Source organism: Legionella qingyii (assembly GCF_003184185.1).
The window spans coordinates 48194-64574 of the sequence record NZ_QHJG01000006.1; the positions used below are offsets into that span (position 1 = coordinate 48194).

Here is a 16381-nt window from a genome sequence, read left to right on the forward strand (position 1 = left end):
AAAAAAGAACGTTATGATGAATCAGGGGTAGCTATACCAGTATAATTACTTATCAATACGAGCTCAAATATGCCTAATCTTATAAAAAATAAAACTATTCTCATTTCAGGCGCCAGTATAGCAGGCCCGGCCTTAGCATATTGGCTGCATCATTACGGCTTTACGGTTACTCTTGTTGAGCAAGCCCCTAAGTTTAGAGAAGGTGGATATAAGGTTGATGCACGGGGAATATGTATCGACGTTTTGAAAAAGATGGGACTTTACGAAAAAATCCAAGAAAAAAATGTACACACAAAAACAGCTATCTTTATGGATGATGAAGGCGCGATTACCTCAGAAATCTCCGCTGATGAATTAGGTATGCGGCAACCCCAAGATGTGGAACTGCTTAGAGGAGATTTGTCTAAAATTTTATATGATGCCACCCGTGATGAATGCGAATACATTTTTAATACGTCAATTAAATCGATTAAGCTTAACAAAGACGATGTTGAAGTTGAGTTCAATAATAATATGATTCGCAGCTTTGATTTGGTAATAGGTGCTGATGGCATTCATTCTAATGTGCGTTCTCTTGTTTTCGGTGAAGAGTCTCAATATTCTCATGATTTTGGCAATTATTTTTATGCTATTTATTCCATAGAAAATTATCTTAAACTAGCCAATAAAGAATTATTTTATTCTATCGAAAACAAGCAGGTTAATCTTTCTTCTACCCAAGCAGAAAACAACATTACTGTAATTTATCTCTTTCAAGATAAAAATTATGCTTACAATTATAAAGAAGTTGATAAACAAAAAGCTGTTGTTATTAAAAATTATGCCAATGCAAAATGGGAAGTGCCTCATCTATTAAAAGAAATGGATAAAGCAAATGACTTTTATTTTGATGTTGCCAAACAAATTCACATGCAGCAGTGGTTCAAAGATAGAGTTGCATTAATAGGTGATGCCGCTTACAGTCCCGCGTTAACATCTGGCCAAGGCAGCAGTGTTGCTATTGTCGGCGCTTATGTATTAGCGGGAGAGTTATATGCTGCTGCGGGTGATTACGAAAAAGCATTTACTTCATATCAAAATAAAATGCAAAAATATATTAAAATTAACCAAGAAATAGGTGAGGCTGTTATAAATTTTATTCTTCCTAAACCAAAAAATATATTCCAACAAGTATACGATAAAATAAAATCTGTTCTCTTGCCAAAAGATTACACAATAAAACAATTACGTAAAAAATTTTATAAAGCATCCAATGGAATTACGTTAAGTCAGTATGAGTAGGGTGAAAATCTTCTATATCAGAATGCGCGCTATTTGTACAAAAATTCGTTCAACATAGGGGCTAACAATATATTGGCAAGGTACAATTTGCTGTTGATGGTTGCGATTATTCGTATTACCTTTTAATGCTTGATGCCTTGGAAACTTGCTAGTCAATTTAGGATGGGATTGTCAACATGCCCTACTTAGGATTACGAAATAAACGAGGAGGAGCTACCACTTCCATGTGGCTCGCGTCATCCATGACGCCCTAAAATTCTTTTTTAAAACATCCATTGTTTATTTCCTCGTTGTGTTAAGCATAGCAAAATCCCCTAAAAGGTCATTAGCCTATGTGCTTAAATTTTTGTAAGATATTTCTTAAAATGGACATGTGTTCCTTGAAAGCCCTGAGTTGGCCTTTCTCAAGGGGATGGACTGACTTCAGAAGTTCGCAGGTTTGATACTGTCAATCTATTTATCCGGCAATACATCAATTTTGTTTACAAAACATTTAGTCTCACCACTCCAGGGGAGAGTATAGGCATCACAATGATAGCTAATGATTACATGTTTGTTATTTTGCATGGCAAAATCAGCTTGCTCTACCAGTTCGGATTTGAATTGTCCCAGCGTGAAGTGAAAAGCACGTCCACTTGCTCCACTGGCATTTTCTAAACCACCCAGGATCATTTCTCCTTCATAAGTCCCCCAAAATCTACCTTCTTTGGCAACCTTAACTATAACTCCTGATTTTTGCCCTTTCTGTACAGACCAGCACCCTGTTAATAAACAGGAAGTGATGAGTAAAATGGCTGATATGAATATTTTTTGCATCGTTGTATTCTATTGTTCGAGTGACAAACACTCTTTTAGTTGGTTTGTCTATTATTGTAAAGCAGTTTTACTATTGATGTAATATTGGATTCAATGAATGGCCTTTTTTCTATTCTATTCGCTTTTATAGCGTTTGACTTTTTTAAATAAGCGAATTAGTTTGATGTTGAGTTTATTTTCAAATTCAGTAAGGATTGTTTGATAGTGTTCTGAGTGCAAATCGGTAACAGAAGACTTGCTGGCAAATAAAATATAGTTATCGCTCACTGTAGGACAAATAAATAATTCAGCAAAATAATCGCGCATGGATTGAATAAAAGCGGAATTCAACTCAGGAAGTTCATGAAAATTGATAACCAGCCAGCCCCTATCATCCAAAACACGATCAGCTTGTTCGATAAACTGTTGCTGGATTTGAAATGAGTCCATTCCATAATCAAGGTACATATCAGCGAAAATGACTTGCGTGTTGTTGCTTTTTTGAAATTTGATTGCAACCTGGGCATCTGCAATTAATATCTCGATGTTTTGCTTTTCTGGTAATTGAAAAAAATTCGTTGCTACATCATATACCTTTTGGCGTAGTTCAATACAAAATAGCGAGCACTCGGGTAAAAGAAAGTGAAGGCAATGAATCAAACTTCCTCCACCCAGGCCTAATAAAGTGATATGGCTTGGATTTACGAATGCAAGAACTAACAACATCACACGAGTATATTCATGTACGGGTATATGAGGATATTGAATATAAATACCGGTCTGATCATAGATGGGATCAAAATTTAACGCTCTAATATTTCCTCTATCAATGACGAAGATATCACCCCAGGAATCATGTGTGCGATAAATTATCGTTTTTCCAAAGAAATCAGTATCTGTAGTCTTCTTAGCGCTCAATCGTTTATCCTTTATATCTTGTCTTTGAACAGGCAAAGCATTCATTTTGACGGATTCTATCTCATGTTCCAACACAATTTTTTAAATTCATGAAGTAGAACAATTAAAAAGAAACGGCTATTCATCAAGAAAAAAACCGGTTTACCTATTTGAGTCTGTTAGAAACCATAGGCCGTCGTTGGTCTATGGTTTCTAACGATACATGGAAATTTACAGATTAGAAGAAAATTCTGGTGGAGTATAACTTTCTTCTTTGCTCTTGGTTCCCGGCTTCATGGAAAACACACCAAGCTGGGTTGCATTTTTTGCGCTGCCAGGGGACAGGGAGGCCTCTACAGGTTTTTTAGCAAACACTTTTTTATCATCAAGCAGTGTTTTACCATTACTATCGGTAATAGTTAAATATAGGGTTTCGTTGTCCTTATATTGTTTTGATTTTAATGCAACAAATTGACCAGACATATCATAAGAACAAACATATTCCTCTGATTTGGCATCAAGGGTCGTGTTGTCAGTCACTTCCATACGACAGGTAAATAATTCGCGAACAGCGGCCCATTCCTGAAGTTTCTCTTTTTTCTCTAAAGCCTCAGCAAAATCAATCGTATCTGTATTAAGAACAAGAGAACCGAATAATTTGGCCACTTCATCCAAGATTGAAGCTTGGATTACACCGTAACTTAAGATAAAGAATTTATTACGTGCAGGAATTATAGATGATTCGTTTTTTAAGGATGTAACTGATTTTTCAAGGGCAATGCTGAGTGCGTTGTTATCGCCTATTGTATTCTCGCCATCGGTAAATAATAAAATATTATTGTGTTGATTTGATTTCATAAGCATCGATAATTGATCGGATACCGTACCAAAAAGGCGCGTATATCCTTTAGCTTTTAATCCATTGACATTTTGAGACAATTGGAAAAAATCCTCTTTTCGGTAACTACCCATGCCAACATTTTTAGTTTCGCTGTTAAACTCAGTGATATTAATGACTGCATCAGGCTGAAATTTAAATAAGGCATCGGCGAACTCAATGACACTCTTTTTCAACTTGGTTAAGCGCTGTCCTTGCATACTGTCACTGGTGTCTAAAACAAAATGATAAGTAGGGGGTGTCAGAGCCTCGGGAACGAAAAAGTAAGGCGTCACTTCAAGCGTATCCTCGCTAACTCGTTTTTCTGCATAAAAAACCTTTTTATCTTCAAAGGAATTTGAATGAGCCAAAAGTAAAGGTGATTTCCCATCAATTAAAATAAGTTCTTGCTTGTGATTTTTTAGGAACTCCTTGACGTTAAATTTTATTTTTTCGCCCTCAATGCTCATGCACTTATAATTCAACGAATTAAATAATGGTGCGAAGGCGGCAGACGGTAATTGGATGTTCAAGTATTCCTGTTGCTCATCGATGGTGAAATCGAGCCCGGTAAGTTGCAAAACATTCAATACGGCCAGACACGATTTTTTGTGTGTATCAGCTGTTAGATTATCAATACAGGTGGCCTGAGTGATCTCTTCAGCCAATAAATCAGCCAGAGTTACTCTTTTTAGGTCTGGTTTTACGGTGTTTTGTTGTAAGAGTTCTTGCAATTCAGCCGCAAGACGCTCATTTTCCTTTGTTGTTGTGGAGTGAAAAACAACCCGCTCATCATGACATACCACTTTGGTATTATCTATAGGAACACCCATAGCGTTCAACAATCCCACCATATTTTTTGTGCGCAGCATATTATTAGCAAGATGCTTCATAAAACCCCCCATTTATTAAAATAAACGCAAATTGCCGAGGATAATACACAGAAATAAAAGGGAATAATAGACAAGTGCCAATGCTTTATTTCAATCGCAATTGAAAAGTTCAGTTCCATTTTTTAAAGTATCCAAATCACTATTGAATAAGTGAGTTAATTGTACTTTGGTTGAGTTATATTGGGTCTGGTGGGGTGATTTTGAGCACTCAATTGTTTATGCGAACAACATGTCAAGAAATAGAAAATATTGGGGATTACATAATAATTATATTTATTATCCAGGAAGGCATAAACTTCATGCTTCGGGCTATTTTCTTCGGAAACTAAAAAAGAACCAGCCCATTATTCAGAACCTCAAAGAATCACTATAGATTTAGTGTGATGAGCGTTGTTTGCCTTATTCACCAATAATTTTTATTAAGACTCTTTTATCGCGGCATCCATCGAATTCACCGTAAAAAATTTGTTCCCAGGGTCCAAAATCAAGTGCTCCTTCAGTAACCGCGACGACCACTTCTCGTCCCATTATTTGTCTTTTTATATGTGCATCCGCATTATCTTCTCCAGTATTATTATGTTGATACTGTGATATAGGTTGATGCGGAGCCATGTGTTCTAACCATTTTTTATAATCTTGGTGCAGGCCTTCCTCATCGTCGTTAATAAAAACAGATGCGGTAATGTGCATTGCATTAACTAAAACAAATCCCTCCTGAATGCTGCTATCTTTCAGGCATTCACGTACTTGCTCCGTAATATTGATAAATCCCATCCGTTCGGGAACGTGGAACCATAACTCTTTTCGATACGATTTCATTGAAGACCTTAGCCTAGATAAAATTTTAAATAAAAACCAACGATATTACTCTAAATACTAACCATGACAAGTCGTTAGACGTAAGACACCAATCGTTTAATTTGGACCACAAACTGTGCCCCCCAATTACTTACGCCAGTAGGCAAAGCATTTTTTCAGCTACCATCAAACACGGCTTTGGGTGATATAAGCCATAGCGGCTCTCTCAGTAAAGAACATTCATTTTTATTACTCGGAGTACAGGTTTCAATATAACGAATTTTAAGAGAGTCTTTCCTCAGAGTTCAGCGAGTTCCCTTGCAGCATTAAGGTCCAGTTTTGTGATCAAGGAAAATACATGGTCCATTTCCTGGGTTGAAAAGGAATTCTTTAAAAACTTCATGCAGCGATAAGTCAAAATAAGTGCGTCTAATGCTAAACCAGGTTCCCAGGCAATTAAATGATGTTTATTGATTAATTCCAGAATAAACGTTAAATAGGGTTTTAAAATCGATTGCTCATTTGCATCAAGCAATGATTCGCACATGGCCATGTAGGATAATAATTTTACTTTGTTACTTATTGAGTCTTTGTGCAGCAATTCAATTTGCTGGCGAGACATATCGGCTTTTTGGGTATTCAAGTGAGCAATGACTTCTTTTATTGCTTGCAGTTGATTTTGCTCGATTGCAGATAATGTTTTCTCACTGTCTGTACTTTGTGAGCTCTTTTTTACGGTAAATAGGTTAAGTTGTGCTACGTAGTGTTCACTTAGAAAAGGAGTTTTGTCGCTAAATCTTAATTTTTCAATACCAGGTATTCTATTTATAAAATGAACCAATTCTCGTTTGGTTGTCTCATAGGCAGGATTAAATTTCCCATCGAGCTTTTGCAATGCATTAAGGCTAATTAAATTTAAATCGAGCCAAAAAGGTTCTTGAGGGAGCATTTCTTCTGCTGTAGCAACTATTTCAGCCCAATTTCCCGTGTCTTGCACTTTTTTGATGCGTTCTTGATTGAAATACTCAGGAGGTTTTACCAGCGTCAATCCATCGTCGTTAAAAGGGATTCCTGTTATTCCGCTCCAGGATGCAACACGATTTAAATAATAAGCATAAGGATTGGATCGATCCTTTTCCATCAATTCGCGTGCGAATTGAGTGCAGAGAAGGAAGGCTGGTTCTAAACTAACACTTGATTCGTTCTGTCGATTTGAGCTCTGCATCTCAATAATCGTTTGTTCTTGTGCTGCTGTGGGTAGGGCAATTACTTCAGTGGATTCGATTTTTTTTTGCAAATTTGAAAAAAGATCGATATTTACATTGCGTGTAAGTAATTCCCGCTCGAGATTTTTTAAGGTGCTAATACTTGGTTGCAGAAAATCTTCATCTTCCGAAACAAGTTTAATCTGCTTTAAATGATTCAGTGATTGGGTCGCATACCAGTTTAACGCTTCAATTTTGGCTTTCAGTCGGCCTTGGGGGTATGCTTCTTCCCAAAAATGTACAATAAAATCTAGAAGAAAATTTAACCCAGCTGCTAGTCCTCTAAATTGGTATTGGTGAAAGAGGCCATAAGCCAAATAAGAAGCGATTTGAATGTCTTTAGTATAATAGGTCAATAACTCAATCGAATTATCAATAATGCTCAACCAATGAACATCTGATGATTGCCCGACTCGAGATAATTTTTGCACTTCATTGCGAATCAGGGTGTATTGAGAAAACTCATAACATTCTTGGCCTGCTCTATTGAGTCCTGGGATGGGTTGGGTTCCCAGGTTGGTAATCGAGTCAATTTTAAACATCGTATTCGCCCTGGGCCCAGCAATCAGTGATGGTTCTTGGAAGCTTCGATACATGGGAGAGATTCTTTTGTGCTACTTTATAATCTCTTTGTGCTGCAAAGTATTTTGCAATTTGCCACATGATGTCATGGCCACCTTTTATGTAGTAACTGACACGAATTTTATCAATTTTATTCGCTTGTAAAAATTTCGCATGCTCTGGAAAATTATGCGGATAAAAATCTTTAATTCCAGTATCAAAGTCCTGTAAAAAGTGTAAAAACCCTTCATCTCCTTGATATGGAATTACTAATTTAGCACCTGGGAAGAACAGAGTAATCTCAGTTGGGCCACAACTTTCTAATTGCCAGTTAGGAATTTTTTGTTGTGACGGGTAATTATAGTTTTCCAGGCTGTATTCTTTTTCCTTACACTCAACATGTAATACCGTTTTATAAGGCAGTACTGTTGCTTTCACATCTAGGTTTGTAGGTTGAGCATAAATCATTAAATTAACCGGGGAGCGCTCTTCAGGTTTTTGTTTCAAATGGCCTAATGCTTCCAGATCTTCATTAATTCTCATTCCAAAGGTTAACAACTGGTAATACTGCTCTTTAAACGGAAATTCATGACCTAAAATGTATCTGGGTAAGAAATGGGTTCCAATTTGTTTCATGAAAGGAAGGGCATATTTGTCATTAAAGATCCAGACAAGGCCACCTTTGGCAAATAAAGTTTGATTTAACTCTTCACCACTTAAAGCAATCGTTCGGAGATATACTTCATCGAGCCACTTTTGTTGGATATAGCATGATGCAAAACGATTTGTATAGTCAATGTAATAGTCCAATGGACCACGCATCAGTGTCCAAAAAGGATTAGAAGCGTCGAGTTGGTCAAAATGTTCAAGAGCTCTTCTCATATCAACTAAAGCCTGATATGCCTGCATAACTAATGAAGATTGCCTGTCGACTTCAATTTGACTTAAATACAACTCTCGAGCATTCGTATAAGCCTTAACTGATTGTACGTAAGGCTCCTTATAAAGTTGCTTTAATAAATCACGATATCTCATATAAGACTTGGCCGCATTCACTTGAGTGTTGAAATTTAACTTGTTAGCAACGCTCGGCGGTCTGTTATAAATATTACTCGGACTATCGGTTTTCCACTGAGAGGGCTTTTCCTGGAGTTTTTTCATCCAATCTGAAATCAGATCGGATAGCTGCTTAAATTCTATTCCCTGTTCGCTATTATGGCTGTACACCATGAGGTCGGAAAACTGTAAAACAAGTTGAATCCAACGAGGCTTGGCGAAGGGAAGGTTGCCCTGAAATTCCGATGCTAAATCTTGCAAGAAGGCATTATAAGGGCTGGTGGTTTGCAACATATCATTGAAGGTTTGATCCCATTCATATTGAAAGGCCAGAGTTTTAGTGCCTTTATAGAAATTAAGTGCAAAGTTTTTCCATACATTTAGACGGGTTTCGGCATACCATACATCAAAGCTGCCTTTGGATCGGCTCATATCGATGTATAGAGGTAGAGCATGGTTAATTTGAACTAATAACGACTGAATGGCTGCAAATCCTGCTTTTGTGTATGCAGGGGCAATGAGGTAATCCTTGACAATATTGGAGCCTATCCAGAAGCTGTTTAATCCAAGCTCAGATGCATTGTCTTGAGTATTCGCCCATGCAAGCAGCCAACGCAAATCCGATGCCAAGAGATGTGATTGATCAAGCCAGAGTGTTAATTTACCGGCCTCACCGCGTAGTTGCTCGGAATTTGAATTCCAAATGACATAATCCTTGTATAAGGGGCCAAAGGTATTGAGAAAACGCTCCGGTAATCGATTGTATCCCAAGTATTTTATTTGTGGATCTGGCATCTGCATTAGGGTAGTGGGGCTTACACCGCTAATTATTTTGGCCTGGATTAAATTAATCCGACTCACCATATTCTGGACCAAATAGGCTTTCTGTGTGTCAGTAAGACCTCCATGAGTAAGCATTTGCTCCATTCGCTTATCAAGAAGCGCTAAGATGTATTGTTTAAAATGATTTACATATTGCTCACTGTAATAAGCATATAATCGATTTAAACCGCCTCGGTAAGGTAATATTTTAATTTGCAACTGATTTCTAAAAAGATCAAGCTGACCCATCAAAACATGATAATCGCCAAACTGCAGTAAATTTTGTTCCAATTGATCCGAGAAGGATTCTTTTTTGGGTAAGGGCTTTATTAATTCAACTAAACGATTTGATGTAGCGTTATAGACATAAATTAGATAACCTGCAGCAATAGCACCCGCAAAATACCAAACACCTAGATACTCCCATCTCCGCTTATTACGTTGTTTAATTTCGGAGTTTAATAAAGACATGGGTCGGATGAGAGAGAGTTGTATTTGATCTATAAAATCATAATAAAAAACACTTTCTTCTTTGCCATTGTGCTGATATTCACCCAGCAAATAAACCCCATGCAGTACTGCGGGCTCTGTATAGGGTGAGGAAGCAAAAAATAAACTGGTAAATCTTGAATAGTTTTCTTCAAGTTTTCTTAAAGTTGAGGGAAAGTTAAATACCGTTACATCGATTGGCTTTTGAGTATCAAATAAAACAATATCAATCACCTCATCCGCACGATTGCTGATGTAATTAAGTGGCTCTACTGAAGTTGAATCTTTTAATGGATTGGTAACAATATAACCCATGGCTTGACTCCACAAGTTGTCAGGCATGAGTTCTACGTATTCATCAAAGCCGTTCAAGTCATTGCATTGGGTAATGCAAAAAAGTACTTGCTGGCGATAACCAGTCATAAGACTGACTTGATCCACTCTATCTTTCAATGTTCGAGCATGATGGGCAATATCTGATTTATCGTCATTTAAGAGCTTGGTGGCGGGTAGTTCGATAACAATTTGATCAATAGGTGTAATTGTTTTCTTTTGACTCTTAATGTACTTAAGGAAATCAAGCCATTGTTTTTCTACTTTCTTTGATGTGTTGGATTCTAGGAGTTCTGCATCAACACACCATATGGCAAAATTATCGAGAACATAAACTTGATTGCGTTGCAGGGCTTCGTCTTCAGCATCACCTACCATAAAGTGGGTATGTAATTTCAATCCATTAGAAAGAAGAATTGTTGTTTTACCAAAAAAAATAATCCAGGGCATTTGCCAAAAACGCTTTGCTCCACCGGCGATATGATTTGTTTCTATATGATTCAGCGCATTTTCCAGGGTTAAGCGTAATCCTTCCGTCTCAATTTTTTCGCCGCTTTCTTTTGCTTTCGTAGCTTTTCTATTTTTATACCATTTTCTAATAGCCCAGGTAATGCTATCGAGTATTATAAATCCCAAAAGCATTGCCAAGAAAATGAGTACTCCTACCCAAATTGGATAATCAAGATGAAATGTTATAAAAGTGGCATAGGCCCCCAAAATAACCACAAGCAAGATCCAAAAAATGATATGTCCTAATCGTCCCATTTGACTCTCTTGCTTACTTAATTAAATGTAAATAATTAGTTACTGTATTATTAATTACAAAATAAAAAAAGAAATAAATGATTAAAATCACTGGAATAGGTAACAACCACCAAAGTACACTTCGATACTGATCTAATTTTGGAGGGATAATTTGTAAATTATCATTCTTATAAGCCAAAGGAAATGCAACAAATTCAGAAGGGTAGTTTGTCATGTTTAACCCATGACTTAGTTGTTCTAATGCAAAATTTTTATATTTTAATAAATCAGGTTTATCCAGGGGTTTATGATAAACACCTTCAAATCCTAGGACCAAACATCGGTAATAAATTCTAACCAGGTCTTCTTGTTTGCTTGGGATCTTGCTTAAGCGGACAAAAAACTCCTCCCCGGCGCTTGTTGTATTAAAATACTCAGCTTGTAATAATTTGTCTTGCCACTGTCTAACACCGGACCAACTTGTTTTTTGTACCAATTCATCAATCCAGGCACAAACCGCAAATAAAGCGGAATTCAGATTATGCTTATCAACTTCATTTTCTTTTAATTTAATCTGAGCAATTAAAGAAGTAACTTTGCCCCTGAATTCATCATAGCTCACTGTCGCGAACTGATTTGTATTTAAACCCCAGACGTATTTAAATAATTCATAAAAAATAGTTTGAAGATTCACCTTACCCTCCTACCGCGACAATATCGATCACGATGTCTACAGGTGTTTTTCCAAGGTAAAAGGCAACTTTGCGTTCCAACTCGATTTTGGACCACATTACCGAATTATGATCAATATGATAATAAAGGCAGTTCGCACCTTTAGGTACTCCCTCTGGAGCTGAGATAAGTCTGGAAATCGGTGCTCCAGGTAAAGCAAAGTCTATATAATTTTCAATTTCTGAATGAGCACATAACTTACCAAAATCTTTTATCATTTCAGCAATTTCCTCTTGATCATTTTGTGCATACATAACTAAGAAATAATTTCTGTTTTTTTGGATAAAATTATTACCCAGATCGGCCCAATAATGATTTTTCTCTTTAACCATGCGTCGGATGCGATCGGGATCAGCCGTAATGGCGATTAATAGCTTATTCATTAACTCGATAATCAGGTTAAAACTTTTACTCAAATTACTGTGATCGTAGATAGGTATAGCCGATACATTACCACTCCCACCTTCGAAAAAGTTAATCTCCGTAGAATAAAAACTTAATTCACCAATCATATGCTGAAGCAGACCGAACACTTGCCATGGGTGAACCGTTTTGGCATTGAGATAATGTTCCATAACCGGGACATTTCGTAATAAAGAACGTAAAGAAAATAAACGTCCGAAGTTACTTTTATCTACTTGGGTACTGTATGAATCAAGTGGCTGTTTAAATTTTTCTAATTTACTCGTTGTCTTAACTAAATCACTTAGAAGATGATTCATTAATGAATTGAGATTTTTGTGTGCGGTGAGACTGACACAGGAAGGATAAAAATTAGGATCATAAACAACTTCATCTTTTGTTGTGCGTCTCAATTCTGCTACTTGGATGATCGAGTAATTATGGGTATTTTCAATTTCGAATTCCCAAAATAATTTGACAACATAGTATAAGCATCTCAGATGAGCTTGTGCTCCTTGATGATAGTAGTCTGGAAGTTCATCACCCGCATTCCAACTAATAAAACGAGTATTCACATTGCTTAAATTGTCCAGATTCTCTACAACAGTTACGTTGCCTATATTTTTCGAAAGCTCTTTCACACCGATATACACTTTCAGTGAGTTTGCATTCGCTGGCCATTCCGACATAAAAGAACGAGGTAAAAATTTAGCATTAACATCAATTTCGACAAACTCGCCAGAGGGTAAAAAAAAGGCCATTTTTTCCACGTCGAAAATGCCGCTCTTTAGTGATTTTTCATTAACTACTAAATCAGTAAATCCCCAAAAAAAGGGGGTTATATAGCGTAAAAATTGAGAGTGTATATAATGTTGATTGAGTTCAGTATATTGAAAATGTTGGGGCTGTAAAAAAAGTCCATGTTCCCAATCAATTGGTGTATTCCAAATCATATTTATTTATCCCAATATTTTTTTAAGGATTCACGATTCTTCTGTTTCGTGATTATTGTCTTTTTCGAAGAACTTTCAGTATAGTTAATTCCTTGTGACCCAAATTCAAGATAAATGGCAATTCGTCCCATTTGTTTTGTTTTTTTCCAAAAAGTAAGTGGATTCCATTTTTTAAATACAGGAATTTCATAGACGCGTACTGCATTTGCAGGAGTTAGGTTGAAGTATCCTGCAACAACAACAATTTTCTTGACCGCTGCCATGCGAGCAAGTGTAAAGGTTTGTGTCATACCTGGCGCAATAAAAAAGGTTTGAATATGGACTTTCTTGTTCGTTTGCGTGCTGTTATCTGCTTCCGTATCACCATCAAGCAATTGGCTGATACCTTCGGCATTCACTATTTGATTTTGTACATCTTCTATTTTCTCGACCTGGACTACAGCAAACTTCAACGTGTGCTTTCTATGGTCATACTGGTTCAAGTCCTTACTGGCTACAGCCCGAATAAGGATGGCATTATCTTGGTAGCTGCTTGCTAACTGCGGCTCTTTTTCCTTTCCACCTGTAGTGCATCCACCGATCATCAGAAATAAAATACAAAATATTATTCTTAGCATGACGTTAATTTTATTATCCTTAACATAAGATGAGCGTTAATTAGTAACAAAATGAATATTTATTCCATAGTATCAGAACTCTATAGGAAACAATAGATCCTCTATACGCTTTCCCAAAGTGAAAAAATTATAATTCAATCAATGCAATGAAATCATATATTACAATTCTAAGTTTGATTATTTTAGCCAGTAACGTATTTTAAACATGTCTATTTCTTTCTGTGGTGACAACCAACTGACAACCCCTAAAATACTTGTGGTTTCACAGGTCAACCGTATTGGTTTGAAGCAACCTTTATCTAAAATGACTTCAATAAAATAAGAGAATGGTTCTTTCACATAGAGCTGCAGGAGTAATTTTAATCGAGTTATATTTTCGGTATTTGCTAAAAATGTAGGAAAAATATCCGCGCTTAACGGACCTATAGAAATGAGTAGACTATTACTGTTCGATTTATACTGACTACCTAGATATGCTGTTTTGCTTAAGCAATGATTTTCTTTACCTATAAGACAATATTGCTCTTCAGGTATATCTTGCATTGACCGGAAAAATGAATAGACATTGAATGGTACTTTGAAGTAATCAGTTAATAGATTCTGTAAACTCCAAATTGACTTGGTATCAGAAACCCAATGACTGGCATACCGTAATAGGTAATTGTAATCAGGTATTTTTTCGCGTACCTCTTTGACTGCTAATCCAATAAATCCATAAAGTGCGTCTTTATAGAATTCATTATTTTGTTCAGAAAACTGTTCGAATAATCTGTTTTTTGACCATGCATCGTACAGCAGCTTGTAAAGTCTTTTATGAAGAATATCTAGTAAGCATTTCATTTCATCAGAATCCAGATCATTATCTTGGATTAATTGTTCCGTATAAAATGTAGGTAAGGGAGAGGTTGTTCCATAAAGACTAAAAAAAGTGGCTGTCAGTGTAAATTGATTATCTTTTTGATTTTTTTGGATCTCATGAATATCTGTTTTAGGGAAGGCTAAACTTAATAAAGGAATGATATCTAATGATCCTTTAAGCCCTTTTTTCGCTTCATAAGCCAAGAGATGGCTAATTAAGCGAATTGCCTGGTAAAAATTAAAACTTTTAGGCTCAGTGAGTAGTTTATCTAAGATATTAAGCTCGGGTTGTTCAACCTCGGTTGCCATTTCCATACCTCTTTAGTTCTTGCATTTTGCAAATGTAGTAGAGTAAATGTGTTGAAAGGCGCATTTGATCCAAAAAAAGCATCCATAATGCAGCCAAATAAATACATATCTCCAATGCATCTAAAGCAATCAGGGTCACAGATTAGGGTAATATGTGATCCTGGGATCATTTCTCCATAATAGAGGCGACGTGCTTTATCAACAATTATATTTTCGATCCCTTTTATCCGGCTCATATTCAGTTGATAATTTTCTCCTTTTTCATAGATGTATAAATTAAAAATATGCTTCAGGTGATTTTTATCTAAGAGTTGAAGTAAATTAAGCGCCAATAGGGACTGAAAGTTCCAGATTAAACCGCGATCATAAGTTGGGACCAAAAACGATGATGGCGGAATAAGATTGGTGTAAGTCAGATTCTCAGGTGAGCTGTCCGTAGGTAATATAATATCACCTTTATCCAGGAGCCTGGTTAAAGCGCCATTACTACATACGAGTTCAATTGATAGAGTTTCATCAACAGGAAACTCCTTCTCAAAATCATAAAAAAAACTAATATAGGTATTTCGACCCGGCCCAGTAACAGAAGGTCTGTGGTGATAAATATATTTATAATTTAGATTGAGTTCTTGATTAAAATTTAATAAGTGATCGTATTCGATCCGTTTCCTTTCCTGTTGGCGATAACCGGTAACCTGCTTTACATCATAGACTGAATAGTTTTCATTGAAATCATTACTGGGAATAATTTGATAGTCGGGCTGCTTATGATCAAGGTAAATGGGTTCTGCATGATGAGAAAACAAATTAATTATGGGTACGGCATGCAAGACCAATTGAAAATTATCTAAATTAGCCGCCCATGGAGGCGCTTCGCCTAACTCAAAGTTGATTTTAAAATCAAACCCATCCGTTTCTTTTTGCCATTGTTCCAAGCCGATTAAACGAAGAAATAGAAATTTATAGGGTTGATGGAGATACTCATATAAAACCCGATGAGGATGATGAATGTTAGGAGGTGCTGGGTATAAAGTTTCTTCATTTTCGAATGCACACGGTTGTAGATGCTCAGGTGATAAAACCAGTTTATCTTCTCCAGGTGCTTCAATGGTAATTCTGCGTACATATCGCTGAAGTAAATAAAAGGTATTGCTGGCATCATGCCAATTCTGATTAATAAAAAAGCGTAGGGAAGATGCTTGCCAATTTTTCAAGGTGATGCCGCAAAGATGACAATTAATTTCGATCTGACTTACGCCACTTATTGTGTCTTGAAAATTAATGTCTGTAATTATTACAGGTTCAACGGTGATGGGTACTGCAGTGCGAAAGAGGCACTTTACATCATTAATCGGGATTGATGCTAACTCAGTCCCTTTAGGCACCATGAGGGCCTCTCCCAAGTTGGCCTTAGGAATAAACTGGATCACTGACGTGCTTGGTACTGGTTTTGAGTACTGAGAAAAAAATAACTGTGTTAAATCATCTACCATGCCTGGTAGTTTTTCATCAATTACCATCCGTACCTGGCTCGTAAGAAAAGCAACTCCTTCCAGGATGCGTTCAACATCGGGATCAGTACTTTGCTCTCTGAGCAGAGGGGCAATTGCAGGATAATGCTCGGCATATTCTCTGGCGAGCTTTCTTATTTTATTTAATTCATTCTGGTAGTAATCGATTATCATGTCTCTACCTTGAT

12 protein-coding genes are annotated in these 16381 nt (G+C 36.6%); 1 reads left to right on the plus strand and 11 read right to left on the minus strand.

What is annotated here, in order from left to right:
- Positions 1–69: 69 nt before the first annotated feature.
- Positions 70–1281: an FAD-dependent monooxygenase gene (locus DGG96_RS04765; RefSeq protein WP_110141814.1), complete on the plus strand. Its 1212-nt coding sequence runs from the start codon at positions 70–72 to the stop codon at positions 1279–1281.
- 453 nt (positions 1282–1734) lie between these two features.
- Here DGG96_RS04765 and DGG96_RS04770 read toward each other — a convergent pair whose 3' ends face one another.
- The 11 genes from DGG96_RS04770 to tssF form a co-directional block, all read right to left on the minus strand.
- Complete coding sequence (locus DGG96_RS04770) at positions 1735–2097, minus strand: hypothetical protein (RefSeq protein WP_110141815.1); 363 nt, start codon at positions 2095–2097, stop codon at positions 1735–1737.
- Between the two features lie 114 nt (positions 2098–2211).
- Positions 2212–3039, minus strand: a complete 828-nt coding sequence (locus DGG96_RS04775) for a class I SAM-dependent methyltransferase (protein WP_233590515.1) — start codon at positions 3037–3039, stop codon at positions 2212–2214.
- Between the two features lie 165 nt (positions 3040–3204).
- Positions 3205–4743 carry a vWA domain-containing protein gene (locus DGG96_RS04780; RefSeq protein ID WP_110141816.1) on the minus strand — a complete coding sequence of 513 codons (1539 nt, stop codon included), beginning with the start codon at positions 4741–4743 and terminating at the stop codon, positions 3205–3207.
- A 399-nt stretch (positions 4744–5142) separates the two neighbouring features.
- Positions 5143–5562: a secondary thiamine-phosphate synthase enzyme YjbQ gene (locus DGG96_RS04785; RefSeq protein ID WP_110141817.1), complete on the minus strand. Its 420-nt coding sequence runs from the start codon at positions 5560–5562 to the stop codon at positions 5143–5145.
- 277 nt (positions 5563–5839) lie between these two features.
- Positions 5840–7348 (minus strand): TssA family type VI secretion system protein, encoded by a 1509-nt coding sequence (locus DGG96_RS04790; RefSeq protein WP_110141818.1) that lies wholly within the window; start codon positions 7346–7348, stop codon positions 5840–5842.
- Complete coding sequence (locus DGG96_RS04795) at positions 7341–10832, minus strand: type VI secretion protein IcmF/TssM N-terminal domain-containing protein (protein ID WP_110141819.1); 3492 nt, start codon at positions 10830–10832, stop codon at positions 7341–7343. Before DGG96_RS04795 ends, DGG96_RS04790 begins: the two co-directional genes overlap by 8 nt.
- A 13-nt stretch (positions 10833–10845) precedes the next feature.
- Positions 10846–11505, minus strand: a complete 660-nt coding sequence (locus tag DGG96_RS04800; protein WP_110141820.1) for a DotU family type IV/VI secretion system protein — start codon at positions 11503–11505, stop codon at positions 10846–10848.
- A 1-nt stretch (position 11506) separates the two neighbouring features.
- A complete protein-coding gene (gene tssK, locus DGG96_RS04805; protein ID WP_110141821.1) occupies positions 11507–12898 on the minus strand; it encodes a type VI secretion system baseplate subunit TssK in 1392 nt (463 codons plus the stop codon).
- Between the two features lie 2 nt (positions 12899–12900).
- Complete coding sequence (locus DGG96_RS04810; protein ID WP_110141822.1) at positions 12901–13515, minus strand: type VI secretion lipoprotein TssJ; 615 nt, start codon at positions 13513–13515, stop codon at positions 12901–12903.
- A 177-nt stretch (positions 13516–13692) separates the two neighbouring features.
- Positions 13693–14682: a type VI secretion system baseplate subunit TssG gene (tssG, locus tag DGG96_RS04815; RefSeq protein WP_158618868.1), complete on the minus strand. Its 990-nt coding sequence runs from the start codon at positions 14680–14682 to the stop codon at positions 13693–13695.
- The gene (gene tssF / locus DGG96_RS04820; RefSeq protein ID WP_110141824.1) at positions 14643–16367 is read right to left on the minus strand and encodes a type VI secretion system baseplate subunit TssF; all 1725 of its coding nucleotides are present in this window, start codon (positions 16365–16367) and stop codon (positions 14643–14645) included. Before tssF ends, tssG begins: the two co-directional genes overlap by 40 nt.
- Between the last annotated feature and the right edge of the window lie 14 nt (positions 16368–16381).

Coding starts and splice junctions, on each gene's coding strand:
- DGG96_RS04765 (WP_110141814.1), top strand. CDS start 70: ATGCCTAATCTTATAAAAAATAAAACTATTCTCATTTCAGGCGCCAGT.
- DGG96_RS04770 (WP_110141815.1), bottom strand. CDS start 2,097: ATGCAAAAAATATTCATATCAGCCATTTTACTCATCACTTCCTGTTTA.
- DGG96_RS04775 (WP_233590515.1), bottom strand. CDS start 3,039: ATGAATGCTTTGCCTGTTCAAAGACAAGATATAAAGGATAAACGATTG.
- DGG96_RS04780 (WP_110141816.1), bottom strand. CDS start 4,743: ATGAAGCATCTTGCTAATAATATGCTGCGCACAAAAAATATGGTGGGA.
- DGG96_RS04785 (WP_110141817.1), bottom strand. CDS start 5,562: ATGAAATCGTATCGAAAAGAGTTATGGTTCCACGTTCCCGAACGGATG.
- DGG96_RS04790 (WP_110141818.1), bottom strand. CDS start 7,348: ATGTTTAAAATTGACTCGATTACCAACCTGGGAACCCAACCCATCCCA.
- DGG96_RS04795 (WP_110141819.1), bottom strand. CDS start 10,832: ATGGGACGATTAGGACATATCATTTTTTGGATCTTGCTTGTGGTTATT.
- tssK (WP_110141821.1), bottom strand. CDS start 12,898: ATGATTTGGAATACACCAATTGATTGGGAACATGGACTTTTTTTACAG.
- DGG96_RS04810 (WP_110141822.1), bottom strand. CDS start 13,515: ATGCTAAGAATAATATTTTGTATTTTATTTCTGATGATCGGTGGATGC.
- tssG (WP_158618868.1), bottom strand. CDS start 14,682: ATGGCAACCGAGGTTGAACAACCCGAGCTTAATATCTTAGATAAACTA.
- tssF (WP_110141824.1), bottom strand. CDS start 16,367: ATGATAATCGATTACTACCAGAATGAATTAAATAAAATAAGAAAGCTC.